Origin of the sequence: Parabacteroides sp. AF39-10AC, assembly GCF_003635405.1 — a bacterium.
Taxonomy (GTDB): domain Bacteria; phylum Bacteroidota; class Bacteroidia; order Bacteroidales; family Tannerellaceae; genus Parabacteroides; species Parabacteroides distasonis.
The window spans coordinates 259792-278591 of the sequence record NZ_QTLP01000001.1; the positions used below are offsets into that span (position 1 = coordinate 259792).

At 45.4% G+C, this 18800-nt stretch carries 18 protein-coding genes; 7 read left to right on the forward strand and 11 right to left on the reverse strand.

The features are described from left to right. Positions 1-39 precede the first annotated feature (39 nt). A complete protein-coding gene (locus DW033_RS01115; RefSeq protein ID WP_005857603.1) occupies positions 40-630 on the reverse strand; it encodes a thymidine kinase in 591 nt (196 codons plus the stop codon). 283 nt (positions 631-913) lie between these two features. Between DW033_RS01115 and DW033_RS01120 the strand changes: the two genes are divergently transcribed. Genes DW033_RS01120 through DW033_RS01140 form a run of 5 tightly spaced genes read left to right on the forward strand, consistent with a single transcriptional unit; the run spans position 914 to position 8138 of the window. Beyond that, positions 914-1954 (forward strand): efflux RND transporter periplasmic adaptor subunit, encoded by a 1041-nt coding sequence (locus DW033_RS01120; protein WP_122382307.1) that lies wholly within the window; start codon positions 914-916, stop codon positions 1952-1954. 5 nt (positions 1955-1959) lie between these two features. Beyond that, positions 1960-5001 carry an efflux RND transporter permease subunit gene (locus DW033_RS01125; RefSeq protein ID WP_122382308.1) on the forward strand — a complete coding sequence of 1014 codons (3042 nt, stop codon included), beginning with the start codon at positions 1960-1962 and terminating at the stop codon, positions 4999-5001. Between the two features lie 10 nt (positions 5002-5011). Further along, positions 5012-6322, forward strand: coding sequence for a TolC family protein (locus DW033_RS01130; RefSeq protein WP_121960844.1), 1311 nt, complete (start codon positions 5012-5014; stop codon positions 6320-6322). A 3-nt stretch (positions 6323-6325) separates the two neighbouring features. Then, a complete protein-coding gene (locus tag DW033_RS01135) occupies positions 6326-7366 on the forward strand; it encodes a sensor histidine kinase (protein WP_005862913.1) in 1041 nt (346 codons plus the stop codon). Then, positions 7359-8138, forward strand: coding sequence for a LytTR family DNA-binding domain-containing protein (locus tag DW033_RS01140; RefSeq protein ID WP_199712360.1), 780 nt, complete (start codon positions 7359-7361; stop codon positions 8136-8138). Before DW033_RS01135 ends, DW033_RS01140 begins: the two co-directional genes overlap by 8 nt. Here DW033_RS01140 and DW033_RS01145 read toward each other — a convergent pair. The 10 genes from DW033_RS01145 to rpmB all read right to left on the reverse strand — a co-directional run bounded on the left by DW033_RS01145 (position 8135) and on the right by rpmB (position 16575). Beyond that, positions 8135-8767: a hypothetical protein gene (locus DW033_RS01145; RefSeq protein WP_005857615.1), complete on the reverse strand. Its 633-nt coding sequence runs from the start codon at positions 8765-8767 to the stop codon at positions 8135-8137. The two genes, DW033_RS01140 and DW033_RS01145, sit on opposite strands and share 4 nt — an antisense overlap. A gap of 75 nt (positions 8768-8842) precedes the next feature. Further along, a complete protein-coding gene (gene recN / locus DW033_RS01150) occupies positions 8843-10507 on the reverse strand; it encodes a DNA repair protein RecN (protein WP_005857617.1) in 1665 nt (554 codons plus the stop codon). Between the two features lie 7 nt (positions 10508-10514). Beyond that, positions 10515-11426, reverse strand: coding sequence for a DUF4835 family protein (locus DW033_RS01155; protein ID WP_008772391.1), 912 nt, complete (start codon positions 11424-11426; stop codon positions 10515-10517). Continuing rightward, complete coding sequence (gene coaBC / locus DW033_RS01160) at positions 11423-12628, reverse strand: bifunctional phosphopantothenoylcysteine decarboxylase/phosphopantothenate--cysteine ligase CoaBC (protein ID WP_034531317.1); 1206 nt, start codon at positions 12626-12628, stop codon at positions 11423-11425. Before coaBC ends, DW033_RS01155 begins: the two co-directional genes overlap by 4 nt. Positions 12629-12677: 49 nt before the next feature. Beyond that, on the reverse strand, positions 12678-13829 hold the full coding sequence (locus DW033_RS01165) for an iron-containing alcohol dehydrogenase (RefSeq protein ID WP_087344867.1): 1152 nt from the start codon (positions 13827-13829) through the stop codon (positions 12678-12680). Positions 13830-13833: 4 nt separating this feature from the next. Further along, positions 13834-14604 carry a 3'-5' exonuclease gene (locus DW033_RS01170; RefSeq protein WP_005857624.1) on the reverse strand — a complete coding sequence of 257 codons (771 nt, stop codon included), beginning with the start codon at positions 14602-14604 and terminating at the stop codon, positions 13834-13836. Positions 14605-14614: 10 nt separating this feature from the next. Then, complete coding sequence (gene dnaN, locus DW033_RS01175; protein WP_005857626.1) at positions 14615-15739, reverse strand: DNA polymerase III subunit beta; 1125 nt, start codon at positions 15737-15739, stop codon at positions 14615-14617. Positions 15740-15958: 219 nt separating this feature from the next. Then, positions 15959-16111, reverse strand: a complete 153-nt coding sequence (locus DW033_RS01180; RefSeq protein ID WP_005638125.1) for a DUF4295 domain-containing protein — start codon at positions 16109-16111, stop codon at positions 15959-15961. A gap of 16 nt (positions 16112-16127) precedes the next feature. Further along, positions 16128-16316, reverse strand: a complete 189-nt coding sequence (gene rpmG, locus DW033_RS01185) for a 50S ribosomal protein L33 (RefSeq protein ID WP_005857628.1) — start codon at positions 16314-16316, stop codon at positions 16128-16130. A gap of 19 nt (positions 16317-16335) precedes the next feature. Further along, the gene (gene rpmB, locus DW033_RS01190) at positions 16336-16575 is read right to left on the reverse strand and encodes a 50S ribosomal protein L28 (RefSeq protein WP_005857630.1); all 240 of its coding nucleotides are present in this window, start codon (positions 16573-16575) and stop codon (positions 16336-16338) included. Between the two features lie 234 nt (positions 16576-16809). Between rpmB and DW033_RS01195 the strand changes: the two genes are divergently transcribed. Both DW033_RS01195 and lpdA read left to right on the forward strand, forming a co-directional pair. Beyond that, on the forward strand, positions 16810-17412 hold the full coding sequence (locus tag DW033_RS01195) for a nitroreductase family protein (protein ID WP_036615787.1): 603 nt from the start codon (positions 16810-16812) through the stop codon (positions 17410-17412). A 14-nt stretch (positions 17413-17426) separates the two neighbouring features. Then, a complete protein-coding gene (gene lpdA / locus DW033_RS01200; RefSeq protein ID WP_122382339.1) occupies positions 17427-18776 on the forward strand; it encodes a dihydrolipoyl dehydrogenase in 1350 nt (449 codons plus the stop codon). Positions 18777-18800: the final 24 nt, after the last annotated feature.

Genomic DNA, 18800 nt, shown 5'->3' on the forward strand with positions numbered 1-18800 from the left:
ACGCAAAACTATTAATTTCACAAATGTAGGGATAAATAATCAATTCTTCAAACCTTCAGCCTTCGCATAGCATTCCCGGCATAAAGGCTCGTATTCGGATTGTTCCCCTAAAAAGACCCGTTTATCATTTCCCACGATACGATGGGATACGTAAGCCAAACGTCCGCATTTCACGCAGATGGCATGCACTTTCGTCACCTCATCGGCGATAGCGCATAGCTCCGGCATAGGACCGAAAGGAACTCCCTTATAGTCCATGTCCAACCCAGCCACGATCACCCGGATACCGTTAGCGGCCAATTGATTGCACACGTTTACCAATCCCTCATCGAAAAACTGGGCCTCGTCTATCCCCACCACATCGATCTCGGAAGTGAACAATAGGATACTGGAGGAAGAATCCACCGGAGTAGAAGGAATCGAATTACTATCGTGCGAGACCACGTTATCCTGCGAATAACGGGTATCGATCGCAGGCTTGAAAATCTCCACCCGCTGCTTGGCGAATTTAGCCCGTTTCAAACGGCGGATAAGCTCCTCCGTCTTACCGGAAAACATGGAACCGCAAATCACCTCGATCCGCCCTTGTCCCGGATACTGGAATATATGTTCTTCTGAAGGCAATGTCATTACTTTCTCCTTTTTTGCCGGCAAAAGTACATAAAAAAGCGGAACCGCGGAAGTTTACTCACCGTATCACCGGTTCTAATTGTCACTGCACAGGCGTTGCAGTGGGCACTGCCTATAGTGATACACGGTGTAAGGCATCCATCGTCCGCCTCGTTATAAATTAAGGTTGGGCCGGTCTATTTTCCAGTTGAGCGACGGTATCTTCCGGTTCAGTAAAAATCCGCCTTATTCCTTCATCCATTGCCTCTATTTTTGCCCGGTAACAAATAACTAGGTATATCTTATGAGAAGAATTTCATACATCCTGCTTCTGGGCATCCTTTTATCGGCATGCCAAAAGAACACAAAGTCCGAAGGCACGAACTTACCTGTCGAGGTGATCTCTCCAATAAAAAAGACAGAGATCGGCAGAAGTCGTGAATACACCTTTTTATCAAGGCCCTACAATGAGACGGTCCTATCTTTCCGCATCAATGGCCCCGTCTTGAATTTCGACTTACGGCCCGGACAAGCGTTCTCCAAAGGCAGCACGATCCTCTCGATCGATAACCGTGACTTCTTGATTCGCAAGCAGCAAACAGAGGCGCTCTATTCGCAAACCAACCAAGAGTATAGACGGATCGAGGCCCTTTACAAAAAGAATAACATCTCCGGAAGTAATTATGAGAAGGCGAAAGCGGATTTCCTTGTTGCCAAATCCAATTACGAGACCGCCGTCAACGCCCTAAGCGATACCCATCTGTCCGCCCCTTACGACGGATATATCCAAAATATCCATATCGAACCTTTCCAAGACGTGAAAGCGACCGAGCCAATCCTTACCTTCATAGAACTGGACAGGCTCAAGATCGAGACCTATATACCAGAGGAAGTCGCCTTACACTTATATGATAAAGAAAAACAAAAGCTATGTCAAGTAGGAATCCATTTCGATACGGCTCTCGAACGGACAATCACCCCTTCCGATTTATATGTGTCTAAAAGTACGACAAACAATAACCTCTCTTATCTGCTGACCGCCATTGTCCCAAATCCAGATATGGAATGGCTGGGCGGAATGAGTGGAATCCTCTCGATCGACCTACCCAAAGAAGAGCGGTCTCAAAATCTATGGCTTCCCTTAACGGCTATCTGTCATCGCCCCCAAAAAGGAGATTATGTATGGGTGGTTAAAGGAGACAAGGTTAACTCCGTTCCCGTCAAACTCGGTGAGCAAAGAAATAACCAGATAGAGATCGTGGAAGGAATCACGGAAAATGACCTTGTCGTATTGACAAGGCAACGTTTCCTTTCCGAAAATAGTACCGTAACCATCCAAAAATAAGTAAGATGCAAAAATTCATCAAATATTTCCTGAAAAACAAAGCGGTTACATGGCTCCTGCTAGTCCTGATCTTGGCAGGGGGACTGTTCTCTTACGCAAAGATGGGAAAACTGGAAGATGCCCCGTTTACGATCAAGCAAGCCTTGGTACTTACCCCTTATCCCGGCGCCTCCCCCTCGGAAGTTCAGTCCCAAGTGACGGATGTGCTGGAAGAAGCCATTCAATCCTTAGGCGAGTTATACTATCTGAAGACAGAGAACCGGGCTGGACTTTCCAAGATCACGGTCTACGTGAAAAAGGAAATCCGGGCCGACGAGATGCAGCAGTTATGGGATAAACTACGCCGAAAGGTAAACGACGTACAAGGCAAATTACCTTCCGGAGCGGGAACCTCCATCGTCAATGATGACTTTGGCGATGTATTAGGTGTTTTCTACGGATTGACCGGAGAATCTTATACCTACCGGGAACTGGAGGATCAAGCCAAACTGATCAAAGACGATTTACTGAAAGTAAAAGACGTGGCAAAGGTAGAGATCTACGGCATACAAACTCCCGTAATCGATATCCGGATAAACCCCACGATCTTATCCAATCGGGGTATTACGACAGCTGATATCAAACGGGCGTTCGACGGACAGAATAAAGTGGTAGACGCCGGGAGTATTCGCAACGGGGAGACTCGCATACGTATCGAATCCACCGGTAATTTTTACTCCTTGGATGATATCCGTAACCTTACGATCGTATCTCATTCCGGCGAGCATTTCCGGCTAGGCGATATCGCCCGTATCGAAGAGGGTTACCAGACTCCGCCCCAAAACTTCATGCGCATCAATAACAAGCAAGCGGTCGGTATCGCTATCTCTACCATACCGACCGGGAACGTGGTCGATATGGCCAAAGCCGTGAAAAAGCGTATTCAATCATTTTCGGAGACCATGCCCAAGGGTTTTGAGCTCACCTCCATATACGACCAAGGATATGAGTCCGCCGTGGCCAACCAAGGATTTATCTTGAACTTGATCATCTCCGTCGTGACCGTAGTAGCGATCTTATTGTTCTTTATCGGTTTCAAAAACGGCCTTTTGATCGGTAGCGGATTGGTTTTCTCTATCTTCGCCACTTTAATTGTCATGTTCGCCAACGGGATCGCCTTGCAACGAATGTCTCTTGCCGCTATCATCATCGCGATGGGTATGTTGGTAGATAACGCCATCGTAGTATCGGACTCTGCCTTGGTAAATATGCAACGAGGCATGCGCAAACGTATCGCGATCATGAGGGCTTGCTCATCCACCGCCCTGCCTCTACTGGCGGCTACGGCTATCGCGATCCTCACGTTCTTGCCCATTTACTATTCACCGCATATCACGGGCGAATTACTTTCATCCTTAGTGATCGTGATCGGAGTATCCTTGATGTTCAGCTGGGTGTTCGCGCTTACGCAAACCCCATTCTTCATCCAAGAGTTTGTACGGCGCCCCAGACCGGACGAGTTAACAGGGGAATTATTCTCCGGAAAATACTATGATTATTTTCGGTCTTCCCTACGCCTTGTCATCAAATACCGATACGCTACAGTAGGTATCTTATCCGTTCTATTGGTTATCTCCGCATGGAGTTTCCAGTTTATCCCGAAAGTGTTCGTGCCCTCGCTCGATAAGCAGTATTTCACTTTAGATATGTGGCTACCGGAAGGTACAGCCATCGAGGAAACCGATCGATACGCTACCGATATGGCCGAATCCATCCAAGAATATTCGCAGACGGAAATGGTTTCCTCTTATATCGGACGGACACCGCCCCGTTATTATCTATCGAACGTTAGCTTCGGTCCCCAACCAAACTATGCCCAATTATTGGTAAAATGTAAGACATCCGGAGAGGCCCGGGAATTGCATGCCTTGCTACAAGACTCTATTCGCTTAAAATATCCGGAACCGCTCATCAAGGTGAACAAGTTTGAGTTAAGCCCGCTTACGGAAGCCTTGATAGAAGCCCGTTTCCTCGGGCCGGACCCGGCGGTATTGGACTCTTTGGCTGGAGTAGCTATCGACATTATGCGAAGGAACCCGAAAGTAGCCGATGCCCGGAATGAATGGGGTAATATGACCTATATGATACGCCCGGTATATGATCCGGTAAAAGCCGGTTCCTTAGGTATCACCAAGGCCAATTTGATGGAATCCGTCAAATCCATCGAGGAAGGTGCGGTTATCGGGATTTACCGGGATGAGGAAAAGAAAGTCCCGGTCTTATTGAAATCGGAGACGAGCGGGATCAACGATCCCCGTTCATTAGGTGATTTCTCGGTGTGGAATGGAGAGAAATCCGCTCCTTTGTCGCAAGTAACCCGACAGGTAACCTCCGCATGGGAATATCCGCAGATCAAGACCTACAACCGGCAATTGTCTATGGCAGCGATGTGTGGCGTGAAAAACGGTTACACCATGTCTGAGGTACACGGTGAGATTCGGGAAGAGATCGAGAAAATGAACCTGCCCCAAGGATATAGCTTCTTCTGGGATTCACAATACAAAGACCAGACGGAGGGATTACAAGCCCTTGTCAAATTCTTCCCGTTGGCTTTCTTGATGTTGGTTGTTATATTGGTCGCTTTATTCTCCAATTTCCGTCAACCGATAATCATCCTTTGCGTGCTCCCTCTCTCCTTAATCGGGGTAGCGATCGGTATGTTACTTACCGGGTTCGATTTCGGCTTTTTCCCGATCGCCGGATGGTTGGGGCTCTTGGGTATGATTATCAAAAACGTAATCGTATTATTAGACGAGATTAACACGCAACGTCGTAACGGTATCTCTCCATACGACTCGATCATAGAGGCAACCATCTCAAGGACTCGCCCGGTCTTGATGGCGGCTACCACGACTATTCTAGGAATGGTGCCTTTACTTTTCGACGTAGCGTTCGGTGGAATGGCGGCGACTATTATCTTCGGACTCACCTTCGCCACCTTACTTACGTTATTCGTAACCCCGACGTTATACGCATTGTTTTACCGGATTCATTCACCTCACAAATAAACGATTAAAAATGGACAAAGTATATATTATCAGCGGTCTCTTATCCTTCCTATCCTTCCCGTTAATCGCACAAAACAGCGATTATCAAGCGCAATATAGGGAAAAAGTCTTGGAATACAACCAAGACTTGAAAGCAGCGGGATACAACGAGGCCATGAAACAGGAAATGATCAAATCGGCCCGTGCGGATTTCAAACCGAAACTCTCGGCGGGAGGTAATTTCAATTATACCGGTAATCCTCTAGAACTATCGATTGATTTGCCATCTATGAGTTCCCCCCTTTATTTTCAAGGTAAAGATCTGAAATATGGGGCGACTCTCTCCCTATCACAACCGATTTATACCGGAGGCGGCATTCGTGCCAACTACCAAAAAGCACGGAAGGAAAAAGAGTTGGCATCCAATGAATCCAATCGTATAAAAAGCAATACCCTACACGACGCCGATATCTACTATTGGAACGCGGTAGCCCAACACGAGCTGGTTTTCGTGGCACAGGCATTTCGTACATCTATACAGCAACTGGTAGAGGTCGTACGCCACCGGGTAGAAGTCGAATATATCGATCGAAACGATCTTCTTATGGCGGAGGTAAAACTAAACGACGCGGATTTCCAGTTATTGCAAACTCGTGATAACGCCGAGATCGCACGTTTAGCCCTTAATTCTTTCGCTGGTGTAAACCCGAGCGATACCTTGCCGATCGATCATTCCGTAATCGCCCTCAAACAATTTATCCCTTTATCGGATGAGATAGATAATGCGATAACCAGCAGGCCGGAATACCGGATCGCCCAAAACAAGATCGAGTTACAGGAATCATCCCGGAAAATAGCAGATGCCCGTTTCTTACCCCAATTCCATATTGGAGTAGATGGAAGTTATTCCTCACCGGGCTATAACTTCAAATCCGACCTAGATCCGAACTATGCGATCTACGCCAAGCTCAGTATCCCGCTCTTCGAATGGGGAAAACGTAAGAGTACCCGCAACGCTTCCTCGTACGCCATCAATATGGCTCAACAGAATCTCAGCAAGGCGCAAGATAAGATCCGGCTGGAAATACAAACCGCCCATTACAACTATAAGCAAGCTATCGATAAAGTCAAACTAACCGAGAGCTCATTATCAAAAGCATCCGAAAGTGAACAAATGGCCATGGAGCGTTATAAGGAGGGGAATGTTTCCATCGTCGAGGTTATCAACGCTCAACTATATCATCAGCAAGCTCAGGTTAATTATATACAATCCAAACTAAACGCACAGATGGCGAAGACGGATTTCGAACGGGCAATTTATTATCTTCGCGAAAAAGAATAGGTCATGAAAGAAATATCATACGGGAAATCGGCATGTATCCTTTTGTTTTCGGCATTAGGGGTCTTTTCCTATTTCTTGCTGTTATATCATACGGAGCTACAAGAGCGCATCCCCGATATAAAAATTTCATTGATCGCTTTGTCCATCACGATAGCGGTATTCAACCTGTTCGGTTTCAGTTTACTGGTCAGCAGTAATTGGATGGCTACCAATTACCCATTGTATTATATCGATAAGAGCCGGATGTTATGGCATTATCTACTGGTAGCGATCCTATTGCTACTTATGAATTGTACCCTGTTTATCTCGTTGAAATGGATCACAAGCATTGGCGATCCTTTCGTGATCCGGGCAAAAGGGGCCGGTTTAGTAATAGCCGTCTGGTTCGTGGAGATGATCATTTTCAGCCTTCTCTTGATTAATTATTCGATGCGTTATACATTGAATTTATATAAGGAGAAACAAAGATTGGAAGCAGAATCTATACAAGCTAAATATACCGCTCTCCAAAGCCAGCTAAATCCTCATTTCCTGTTTAATAGCTTGAATACATTGATAGCGGAGATAGAGTATGATCCATCTACGGCGGTCAAGTTTACGCAGCATCTATCCGAGGTATACCGTTACGTGCTCCGCCAGCAACAGTGCCAGATCGTCTCTTTAAAAGAGGAGCTTGATTTTCTGGATTCCTATATATTCCTCCATCAAGTCCGGCTGGGAGATTGTTTGTCGTTGGAACGCGATCTTCCCGACAACGTCATTGACCATCAATTGCCCCCACTGACACTGCAACTACTAGCCGAGAATGTCGTGAAACATAATTATATCGACGATTTTAACCCGATGACCATACGAGTATATACTGAAAAGAACGGTCGATATCTATGCGTCAGCAATACATTACGACCTAAAAAAGTCTCAAACGCATCCGGTAAAGGATTAAAGAATTTGTCGGAGCGTTATCAATTACTATGTAAGCAGGATATCCAGATCCGAAAAAATGATCACCAATTCACCGTATCAATCCCACTTATTTATGAATAATATCCAAGTAGCCATTATCGAAGATGAGAAACCGGCCGCCCGGTTACTGGAAGGTATGATAAAGAAATTACGCCCGCAATGGGATATCATCAAGATACCCGGAAGCATCGAATCATCCGTGGCTTGGTTCGCTTTCCATCCGCATCCGGATATCGTTTTTCTGGATATCCAGTTGTCGGATGGAAATTCTTTTTTATTTATAGAACAGGCTTGTCCTACAAGTCTCATTATCTTTACGACCGCTTACGATGAATATGCGGTCCGGGCCTTTACGGTAAACAGTATTGATTATCTACTCAAACCGATACGACAAGAGAGATTGGAGGAAGCCATCCAAAAATTCGAGCATGTCACGTCTAAGTACAATCAGAAGCTCTTAGAGCAAAATGATTTATTGGAAGTACTCCATTCCCTCACGTATCCCGGCAAGAAATACAGGACCCGTTTCCTTATTTCCGGCAACGAGAAACTGATCACTTTACAGCTGGAGGATATCGCCTACTTTTATTCATTAAACAAGATCACCTTCGCTGTCACACGCCAAAACAAGGAGTACATAATCGATTTCCCGCTGGATAAACTCATGGAACAATTAGATCCCGATAAATTTTTCCGGACGAACCGGCAGACGATCATAAATATCGAATCCATCGTGAAAATAGAGCCCTATTTTCAGAATAAGGTCATTGTCCACATAAAGCCGGAACATAAAGAGAAAATATTGGTCAGCAAAGAAAAATGGGCCTCTTTCAAGCTATGGTTGAATTATTAGACCTTTCGCCCATTGCTATAATACCGTTCTTTTCTATCGTCCCGATCCTTCTTATTCTTTTTAGGTTTGGGCTTATCCGGTTTCGCTGGTTTCCGATAGTCATGACGATGGTTGTCACGATCCCAATGTCTATCTGAGTCATGCCGGTCGTCTCTCCAATGATTGTCATGGTGAATGGTACCCCAGCGGTAATTCCAATAGTTATCCTCATAGCGACGGCAGTCATGGGACGGGCGGCGATCCGGATATCTCGGATTCGCATACCATCCCCGATAATCATGGATACGTTGCGGATGCTCCCTTACAAAACGGACATATAGATTGAACTGGGCCGGAGTCAATATACGTTGGATCTTACGATCCCTTTCCATGCGCAAATCGTAAATACGACGAGCTGCCCGGTCCCAATACCGATAGTCACGGCGGGCCTCCTTCTCTATTTTCTGTCCGTACTTATGGATGATCTTATGGTATTCCGCTGCTTGGCGAGCGGGCAAATGCATCGCTTGCTCCATCCAAAGACAATTTTGACAATGCGGTTCATTCCACCCAAAACTGATCCAAAACTGGCTGTAAGCGGGTAAACTGCACAATATAGCCAACACACATAGTAAGCTGAATCGTTTCATGTCTTTTCAATTTTAAGTTAATAATAAAGCGAATCGTTTGTTCTTTTATCTAAGACTGCCCTACTTCAGAAAGGTTTAATCCTTGATACCCAACAAATCTTTCGCATTGGCAAGAGAAGCCTCTGTCAACGAGGCTCCGCTCAACATACGGGCCACCTCGTTCACACGTTCCTCCCCCTCTAATTGCTTGATACGGGTCAGCGTACGGTCTTTGGTATCCTTCTTATAAACAAAATAATGAGCTTGCCCCTTCGCCGCTATCTGAGGTAAGTGAGTGATAGCGAAAACTTGCATCTTTGTTCCGAGTTCTTGCATGATATCCCCCATTTTATCGGCGATATCACCCGATACCCCCGTATCTACCTCATCAAAGATAATAGTAGGTAAAGCGGTGAACCCGGCAATCATAGCCTTAATGCAGAGCATCAACCGGGAGATCTCACCTCCGGAAGCGGTTTGGGCTACCGGCTGCAATTCTGCGCTCTTATTGGCGGAGAACATAAATCGGATATCGTCCATTCCATCGCTCTCCGGCTCTTTGCGAGGAAGGATGTCCACACGGAAACGGGTATTCGGCATCCCCAACGGAATAATCATCTTGACCAATTGCGAGGCCATCGCCGTGGAAGCGACTTTACGCTGCTCGCTAAGCACGGAGGCCTGTTGAAGCAACTCTTTATACGAGGCATCCAATTGACTCTCTAACAAACCGATTTGCTCATCGAAAGAATCGATCGCACGCAATTGCTCTTGGTATTGATCCCGTATAGCGATCAATTCATCCACGGTGGAGACACGGTGTTTTTGCTGGAGCGTATAAAGGGTATTCAAGCGTTCATTCACCCATTCCAATCGTTCCGGGTTGAACTCTACATCTTCCTTTAAAACGTCTGTCTCGGAAGCCAGATCATTCAAGTCGATATAAGCCGAGCGGATTCGCTCGGAGATCTCCTTGGCTTTCGGGAAATATCTTTCTAAGGAATCCACGGTGGAAAGGGCTTCCTTGAGTATTTGGATGGCTCCTTGCTCCTCGCCGTCCAAGAGTTCGGTTACCTTATATAAAGAACTTTTGATCTCCTCCGCATGCGAGAGAGTTTCTTGCTCTTGCTCCAACTCATCCTGCTCATCCGGTTGAAGGTTGGCTTCGTCCAATTGTTCCAATTGAAAACGGATATAGTCTTCCTCCTGCTTGCTTTGAGCCGCTTTGTCCCTCAAATCTTTCAGTTCCCTTCGCAACGCCTGATAACGGGTAAATTCCTTCTTATAAAGAATGAGCAAGATCTCATTTTCGGCCATTACATCGATCACTTTCAGCTGGAAACGGTTATCGCCCAACAATAGGTTCTGATGCTGCGAATGGATATCGATCAAGCGGCTTCCCAACTCTTTTAAGATCGTAAGGGAAACCGGAGAATCATTGACGAAGGCACGGGATTTGCCGGAGGCATAAAGCTCCCGACGCAAGATACAGCTATCCGCATCGTACTCAAGATCGTTACTTAGGAAGAAAGGCTCCAACTGATATTTTGAGACATCAAATACGGCCTCGATCACACATTTATCCGAACCTTTCTTTATACTCTTGCCATCCGCACGTTGTCCCAGCACCAATGACAAGGCTCCTAATATAATAGATTTTCCCGCTCCGGTCTCACCCGTTATCACCGAGAAGCCTTTATCAAAGCGGATATCCAAATTGTCTATCAAGACAAAGTTCTGTATAAATAAGGATTTCAACATAACTATTTTACCTTACTGGTTTTTGAAGCTCTTCCAAGCGAGTGGATTGTGCCGGATAGATCTCGAACAGCATCTTATAGCCCTCTTGCCGCTCTTGTGTGGTCGCTTTCGAATAAATTGCGATAATCTCATCTAATTTAGCGTCGGCGAACATTTGTAGAAGCACAGAAGTAGGCCGGGCTTTCTTTACTTCCTGCAAGGCGGGAAGCGCACCGATGATCGTCGTACGTCCGCGATCCGGATTTGCTGCCATTTCATCGAGTCCTTTCCGGTGATACGTGTACCACATTTCCCGGAAAGCGTCGGATGCGTTATCTTGCAAAGCCGTCGCTACGGCATGGCGGTTCTGGTTGCTATCAAAAGCTTTCCAGCCCGTCCACGACATCTCAGACTGGGCCATGTTCACGATTTGCTGGGCTTGTTGTATATAGGTAGTTCCACCTTTCGGAGCGAAACTATCGAAATCAAGCCCCAAGATCACATAGACGTAAAACACGATAGTGGCCGTAAGATTGCTGGTCAGCGTATTTGAGTTATAGTCCAACGGCTCGCCCTCCGTATACTCAAAATCCAACTGTTGGTCCCGGAAATTCAAAAGAGTGGTCGTATAACTGGAATTATAGACCGGACGGCGGGCTTGTATCTGGATCTCGCTCTTGAAGTTCGTCTCATCCAATTCATTCACGATAATCGTCATCGTACAATCGATCTTCTCATTGACGGCAAACGTGGCATCCGTCCATTTCCGGTTATTCACGAACTCAGTCAAGGAGTTCTGTAAGGTCGTGAAGATTTGCTTGTTAGCGGTCGCGATCTTGTCTCCGTTTACCGTGATACGGGCGTTCAACTCTTGCGCCTTCCCACAAAAAGGAGCGGCGCAAAGCATGAATAGATAAAACAGTCTTCTTACTTTTCTCATTTCAATAATGTTACCAACTTATTTACGATATCAGAGGCTACCTCCCGCTTCGTTTTGAGCGGATAGCTCGTTACTCCTCCGGCATTGTCGATAATCGTGATCTTATTGGTATCGCAACGGAAACCGGCACCTTGGTCTCGTAAAGAATTCAAAACGATGAAATCGAGATTCTTCCGCTTCAGTTTACCTTCGGCATGAGTGGCCTCGTCGTTCGTCTCCAGGGCGAACCCCACCATGACCTGTCCTTCCCGCTTGATCGCACCCAAAGAGGCGGCGATATCCGGGTTCGGAACCAAATGAAGCGTCATCTCTCCCTCTGTTTCCCGTTTGATCTTCTGCTCGGAAGCATTCTCCGGACGGTAATCGGCGACAGCGGCACATAATATGGCAGCATCGCTACTCGGGAATGCGGTCATCGCCGCTTGGTACATTTCCCCGGCAGACTCAACATCGATTCGTTTAATAGCCGGATGATGTGTTTTTAAAGAGACCGGACCAGCGACCAAAGTCACCTCCGCCCCTCTCTCCGCACAAGCTTCCGCTAAAGCGAACCCCATCTTACCGGAAGAGTAATTACCTATAAAACGTACGGGATCTATCTTTTCATATGTCGGACCTGCTGTTATTAAGATCTTTTTTTTTTCAAGATCTTTTTGAGCGAAAAAGAAGTCTTCCAAAACCTCGATAATCTTATCGGGTTCTTCCATCCGGCCTTTACCAACCAAATGGCTCGCCAATTCCCCCTCGGCAGGTTCGATAATCCGGTTACCGAATGAACGCAAGCGCTCCAGATTCTGTTGGGTACTCGGATGAGCGAACATATCCAAATCCATGGCCGGAGCCACGAATACAGGGGATTTGCAAGAAAGATAAGTAGTTATCAGCATATTATCGGCGATTCCGTTCGCCATCTTACCGATCGTGGAAGCGGTAGCCGGAGCAATCAACATGGCATCCGCCCAAAGCCCCAGATCCACATGGCTATTCCATGTACCATCCCTATTGGAAAAAAACTCGCTGATTACAGGGTGGCTACTCAACGTCGATAACGTAAGCGGAGTGATAAACTCTTTTCCCGCCGGCGTGATAACCACTTGTACCTCGGCTCCTTTTTTCACCAATCCCCGGATGATATAAGCGGCTTTGTATGCGGCTATACTCCCCGTAATCCCTAATATAATATGTTTATCTTTCAATGTCATATATCGAATCAATTTATCTTTGCCAGTAGAGACGTAGCACGTTGCGTCTCTACAACCTCAACAAAAGAATCTCTTTGGCTACTTTTGAGTTTATATTGCCATATTCGCCAAGTTTCCATCCCATTCGATCGATAGGTTCCACCAAAGCATCCAAGTCGGACTCCTTGATCCCATAGTCGGAAAGACGGGTCTTTAATCCCATGAAATGGAAAAAATCTTCCGTAGCCTCTATTGACTTTTGCGCCTTTTCATCGGCAGATCCTTCGGTAATACCAAATACGACCTCTCCCATCCGGATCAGTTTCGCCGCTTTCTCCTTACGCATATAGGTCATGACACCCGGCAAGATAACCGCTAAAGTCTGGGCATGATCCAAGCCGAACTGCGCCGTCAATGCATATCCCATACGGTGTGAGGACCAGTCTTGGGGTACTCCTTGGCCGATCCAACAGTTCAAGGCATTCGTAGCCGCCCACATCAAATTAGCACGAATATCATAATCATTCGGTTTTTGCAAGACCTTGCGGCCTTCTTCCACGATTGTCTTCATCAATCCCTCGGCAAAATAATCTTGAACCTTAGCGTTCACCGGATAAGTCAGGTATTGCTCGACCACATGGATAAACGAGTCAACGACACCGTTAGCCACCTGTCGCTCTGGTAAAGAATAAGTTACCTGCGGATCTAAGATAGCGAACTTAGGGAACACCAACGGAGACATGAAATTCAATTTCTCATGGACAGATTCCCGGGAAATTACCGCCCGTTCATTCATTTCCGAACCGGTAGCGGCCAAAGTCAGCACTACTCCTAAAGGAAGCGCTTTCTTTATCACGCCACCTTTCGATAAGATATCCCAAGGATCTCCCTCGAAAAACGTAGCCGAAGCGATAAATTTCGTAGCGTCGATCACTGATCCGCCGCCTACCGCCAGCAAGAAATCGATATTCTCCCCCTTCACCAACTCAACAGCCTTCATACAAGTCTCATAACGGGGATTCGCCTCAATACCACCAAACTCATAGGTATGGAAGTCTTTCAAAGCTGCCGTCACCTGCTCATAAATGCCATTTTTCTTAATGCTACCGCCACCGTATACCACCAGAACCTTACTTCCTTCTGGAAGTAACGCAGACAAACGGGCAATACTTCCTTTGCCGAACACAACCTTTACAGGATTGCAAAACTCAAAATTATTCATCGCCTTATTTTGAATTAAAGTCTCTCAAACGGATCTCTGTCAACATTTTCTTCGTATTCAACGGGAAATCGCCATTCATGATCCAAGAATAATAACCCGGATCCGACTTCAAGATCTCCGTTACCAAACGGCCTTTATACTTACCGAAGTTAATAACCTCCTCGCCTTTATCGTTGTAAACCATACGTCCGGCGAAATCCACATTATTCGAGTAGCAGGAATATTGGGAAAGGAAAGCAACGTCATTCTTCAAATCCGGATAGCGATCCAGCTGCGCTTTCAACACCTCATATGTAGCCAACGTATCAGCCTCAGCCGTATGAGCGTTCTCCAAGCTTTTATTGCAATAGAATTTATAAGCGGCAGATAACGTACGTTGCTCCATCTTATGGAAAATCGTCTGTACATCGATAAATTTGCGCCGGTTCAAATCGATATCCACACCCGCACGCAGAAACTCCTCGGCAAGCATGGGTATATCAAAACGGTTGGAATTATATCCGGCCAAATCACAACCCTCGATCTGGGTTGCCAAAGATTTAGCGATCTCCTTAAAGGTCGGACAATCTTTTACATCTTCATCGGTTATGCCATGAATAGCGGTAGATTCGGGGGGAATAGGCATACCGGGATTTATCCGGCGTGTCTTCGTTTCTTCTTTCCCATTTGGGAAGACCTTCACGTAGGAAATCTCTACGATACGGTCCTTTACGATATTTATACCCGTGGTCTCTAAATCAAAAAAGACCAGCGGGTTCCTTAAGTTTAACTGCATTATTTATTTATTAGTCATTCAACATCATCGGCATCAGCAACATGAGCAAGTCCTCGTCCTCATCATTCTCAGAAGGAACGATCAAGCCGGCACGTGAAGGGTCCGCTAATTCTAATACAACCTCTTCCGAGCTGATATTTCCAAGGATCTCGATCAGATATGTAGCCTTAAAACCGATGCTTAACTCCGTCCCGTCAAACTGACAAACAATACGCTCTTCCGCAGAAGTGGAGAAATCGATATCTTGGGCGGAAACCGTAATCAAGCTATCCTTCAAGTGCAACTTCACCAAGCTGCTCGCCGGATTAGAAAAGACAGAAACACGCTTTAAAGCATTCAAGAAAGAGATACGATCGATCGTTACCTTAAACGGGTTTTCTTGAGGAATCACACTATTATAGTTCGGGTAACGCCCCTCGATCAAACGACAAACCATCTCGAAGTTCGTGCAAGTAATATACGCATTGTTATCATCAAACTTAATCAATACTTGCTCCGACTCCTTCGCCAACAAATTCTTCAATAAATTAGCCGGCTTCTTCGGCAAAATGAAAGAAGCCCGTTCCGGGGATTTCACCGCCAAGTTACGCAAGCGAACCAATTTATGTCCGTCTGATGCCACAAACGTCAAATCATCCGTATGGATATCGAAATAGACACCATTCATTACAGGGCGAAGCTCATCATCGGCCGTGGCGAACAAGGAACGACTGATGCCGTTTAACAGCATCTGGGCATCCATCGAGATAGAGATAGCGTTATCATTCAACGGCTTCTGCTGCGGATATGTGTCCCCTTTCTGACCGATAAAATTATACTTACCATTCTGGAAATGAATGAAAATCTCCAAATTCTCATCATTGATATCAAAAGTAAGCGGTTGTTCGGGAAGCTCTTTCAGCGGATCGAGCAGTATCTTAGCGGAAACCGCAAAGAGTCCGGCACCTTGGGCATTCATGACGTCTACGGAAGTCACCAACCGGGTCTCGGCATCGGAAGCTGTCACCGTAAGCGTATTTCCTTCTAGGTTAAAAAGGAAGCTGTCCAGAATCGGTAAAGAGTTCTTGGAAGCGATAACCTTGCTTATAGACTGTAAACGTGATAATAGCGCAGTGCTGGATACATCGAATCTCATAGCTTTAATATTTTATCTTGTTATATTATTATTTCACACAAACTACCATTTGGATGGGAAGAGACACGGCATGCCCCATCTCTACAAATTAACCCAACAAAATTAAGAAAATATTTTATTTGTAACCAACTATACTTTCAAAAGTTTAGGGTACAAAAAAAGCTTCCCTCCGCTTTATCGGAGAGAAGCCTCTTATATTCTTTATTATTCGCTACTTAATTATTTAGCGAAATAATCTTTTACTGCTTCGTTAGGGATCATTTCTTCTTGGAAGATGTATGCACCTGTTTTCGGAGACTTAACCATTTTAATCACTTTGGAATAAGTACGACCGTCACCTTTCTTAAATGTTGCAACTGCTTTTTTTGCCATCGTTTAAAATCTCCTATTACTTAATTTCTTTGTGTAACGTCATCTTCTTCAAAACCGGATTGTATTTCATCAATTCCAATCTCTGAGTAGTATTCTTTCTATTCTTCGTAGTGATATAGCGAGACATACCCGGCATTCCACTTTCCTTGTGCTCTGTACACTCAAGGATTACCTGTACTCTATTTCCTTTTGCTTTTTTTGCCATTTTCTATATCCTCCACAAATTATGCGTTCAAATAACCTTTTTCAGCCGCCATCTTGATAGCCGCATCCAAACCTAACTTATTGATTGTACGTAAGCCAGCCGCAGATATATTCAAGCTAACCCAGCAATCCTGCTCTACCCAGTAGAACTTCTTCGTAAACAGGTTGACATTGAACTTACGCTTCGTTCTTCTCTTCGAGTGAGAAACGTTGTTTCCAACCATTGCTCTCTTTCCAGTAATTTGACAAATTTTAGACATTTCTAATCTGTTCTTTTAAATTATACGAAATTTAAGTCAACTCCTGCTATGTGTCTTCCCTTTCTGAACTAGCATCATGAACAAAAACGAAGATTCTAATAGAGTCTTATCTTTACAGGGTGCAAAGGTAAGAATTATTTTGATTTATCCGCAAGAATTCTCAAATATTTTTTCCTCAACAAATCATGTCTTAAATTAGTTATAGGTATATAACAACATAACATGATATTCATTATGGCAAGAAGTTTTAAAGAAGCGATCCAGCATCGCCGGACACATTATGGAATAGGTAACAACTCTCCCATTTCCGACAACGAGATTCATGAGATTATTAAGACAGCGGTCACTCACGTTCCCTCCGCATTCAATTCGCAGTCTACGAGAATCGTACTGCTACTGGGTGAAAGCCACAAGAAGCTTTGGGAAATCGTAAAAGACACGCTTCGTAAAATCGTCCCCGCCGAAGCCTATAAGGCTACCGAGGCAAAGATAGATAATTCTTTCGAGGCTGGCTATGGCACGGTCCTCTTTTTCGAGGATACAGCGGTAGTAGAAGGCTTACAGAAGCAATTTCCTTCTTATAAAGAGAATTTCCCGGTATGGTCCCAACAGACATCGGCTATGCATCAATTCGCGGTATGGACTATGCTGGAAGACGCCGGCTTCGGCGCTTCTTTGCAACATTACAACCCGTTGATCGACGAGGCGGTCGCTAAACAATGGCATATCAATCCGAACTGGAAACTGATCGCCGAGATGCCGTTCGGAACCTCTACCCAGGAACCGGGAGAAAAACAATTCGCTCCATTAGAGGAACGAATTTTAGTATTCAAATAATTATAATAATGTATATGGAATATGACATAGCAATCATAGGCGGTGGACCTGCGGGTTACACCGCCGCCGAAAGGGCTTCGGAGAATGGATTAAAAACGATCCTTTTCGAGAAGAACGCTATCGGTGGCGTCTGCCTAAACGAGGGATGTATCCCGACAAAAACTCTTTTATACTCCGCCAAGATACTAGACAGTATCAAAAGTGCCTCCAAATATGGTATAGTGGCGATGAAAGACCCAAGTTTCGACTTGGCAAAGATTATCGACCGGAAGAACAAGACCGTCCGTAAACTTACGCTCGGGGTAAAAGCCCGGCTTACGGGTAACGGCGTCACCATTGTAGAAGGAGAGGCACGAATCACCGGAGAGGAGTTTGGAAATATACGGATTCACTGTGATGGAAAAGAGTATTTAGTGAAGAATGTGTTAGTATGCACAGGCTCTGAAACCGTGATCCCTCCTATCAAAGGGTTATCAGAGGTCAAGTATTGGACTTCCCGGGAAGCCCTTGATCTCAACGATTTGCCAAAATCGTTAGCGATTATCGGTGGTGGCGTGATCGGAATGGAGTTCGCCTCATTCTTTAACAGTATGGGCGTAAAGGTGAAGGTAATCGAGATGCTACCCGAGATATTAGGGAATATGGATAAAGAAACCTCAGCGATGCTTCGATCCGAGTATAAGAAAAAAGGCGTAGAGTTTTTCTTGAATACCAAAGTTACAGAGGTATCGGCAGAGAAAGTCTTTGTTGAGAAAAACGGTAAGGCAGACACGATTGAAGCCGATAAAATATTGGTGAGCGTGGGCCGCCGTCCGATTACAAAGAGTCTGGGACTCGAAAATCTAGCGATCGAAATACAAGGGGCCGGCGTAAAGGTAAACGAACATATGCTGACTTCCCATCCACATGTATATGCGGCTGGAGATATTACCGGTTTTTCCCTGCTGGCACATACGGCTTACCGGGAAGCGGAAGTTGCCATACACCATATCCTAGGCATACCGGACGAGATGAGCTATAAAGCCATTCCGGCGGTAGTTTATACGAATCCGGAATTGGCGAGCGTGGGTAAGACAGAAGAGGAATTGGTAGCGAACGGGGAAAGTTTTCGTGTTCAAAAGATCCCGATGACCTATTCCGGACGTTTCGTCGCAGAGAACGAGAATAGTAATGGTTTATGTAAACTGATCACGGACGACGAGGATCGTATCATCGGTTGCCATCTACTAGGGAATCCGGCATCCGAGATTATCGTCACCGCCGGAATCGCTGTCGAGAATGGTTATACAATCGATGAATTTAAGAAAAATATTTTCCCGCATCCGACAGTCAGTGAGATCCTCCACGAAAGTTTATATATCTAATAAAACGCCTAACTAAAACAGTTT

Excerpts from the sequence above, each read along its gene's own strand:
- coaBC (WP_034531317.1), bottom strand. The coding sequence starts at position 12,628 with ATGACATTGAAAGATAAACATATTATATTAGGGATTACGGGGAGTATA.
- DW033_RS01115 (WP_005857603.1), bottom strand. The coding sequence starts at position 630 with ATGACATTGCCTTCAGAAGAACATATATTCCAGTATCCGGGACAAGGG.
- recN (WP_005857617.1), bottom strand. The coding sequence starts at position 10,507 with ATGTTGAAATCCTTATTTATACAGAACTTTGTCTTGATAGACAATTTG.
- DW033_RS01140 (WP_199712360.1), top strand. The coding sequence starts at position 7,359 with ATGAATAATATCCAAGTAGCCATTATCGAAGATGAGAAACCGGCCGCC.
- lpdA (WP_122382339.1), top strand. The coding sequence starts at position 17,427 with ATGGAATATGACATAGCAATCATAGGCGGTGGACCTGCGGGTTACACC.
- DW033_RS01155 (WP_008772391.1), bottom strand. The coding sequence starts at position 11,426 with ATGAGAAAAGTAAGAAGACTGTTTTATCTATTCATGCTTTGCGCCGCT.
- DW033_RS01195 (WP_036615787.1), top strand. The coding sequence starts at position 16,810 with ATGGCAAGAAGTTTTAAAGAAGCGATCCAGCATCGCCGGACACATTAT.
- dnaN (WP_005857626.1), bottom strand. The coding sequence starts at position 15,739 with ATGAGATTCGATGTATCCAGCACTGCGCTATTATCACGTTTACAGTCT.
- DW033_RS01170 (WP_005857624.1), bottom strand. The coding sequence starts at position 14,604 with ATGCAGTTAAACTTAAGGAACCCGCTGGTCTTTTTTGATTTAGAGACC.
- DW033_RS01180 (WP_005638125.1), bottom strand. The coding sequence starts at position 16,111 with ATGGCAAAAAAAGCAGTTGCAACATTTAAGAAAGGTGACGGTCGTACT.
- rpmG (WP_005857628.1), bottom strand. The coding sequence starts at position 16,316 with ATGGCAAAAAAAGCAAAAGGAAATAGAGTACAGGTAATCCTTGAGTGT.
- rpmB (WP_005857630.1), bottom strand. The coding sequence starts at position 16,575 with ATGTCTAAAATTTGTCAAATTACTGGAAAGAGAGCAATGGTTGGAAAC.
- DW033_RS01135 (WP_005862913.1), top strand. The coding sequence starts at position 6,326 with ATGAAAGAAATATCATACGGGAAATCGGCATGTATCCTTTTGTTTTCG.
- DW033_RS01145 (WP_005857615.1), bottom strand. The coding sequence starts at position 8,767 with ATGAAACGATTCAGCTTACTATGTGTGTTGGCTATATTGTGCAGTTTA.
- DW033_RS01125 (WP_122382308.1), top strand. The coding sequence starts at position 1,960 with ATGCAAAAATTCATCAAATATTTCCTGAAAAACAAAGCGGTTACATGG.
- DW033_RS01120 (WP_122382307.1), top strand. The coding sequence starts at position 914 with ATGAGAAGAATTTCATACATCCTGCTTCTGGGCATCCTTTTATCGGCA.
- DW033_RS01130 (WP_121960844.1), top strand. The coding sequence starts at position 5,012 with ATGGACAAAGTATATATTATCAGCGGTCTCTTATCCTTCCTATCCTTC.
- DW033_RS01165 (WP_087344867.1), bottom strand. The coding sequence starts at position 13,829 with ATGAATAATTTTGAGTTTTGCAATCCTGTAAAGGTTGTGTTCGGCAAA.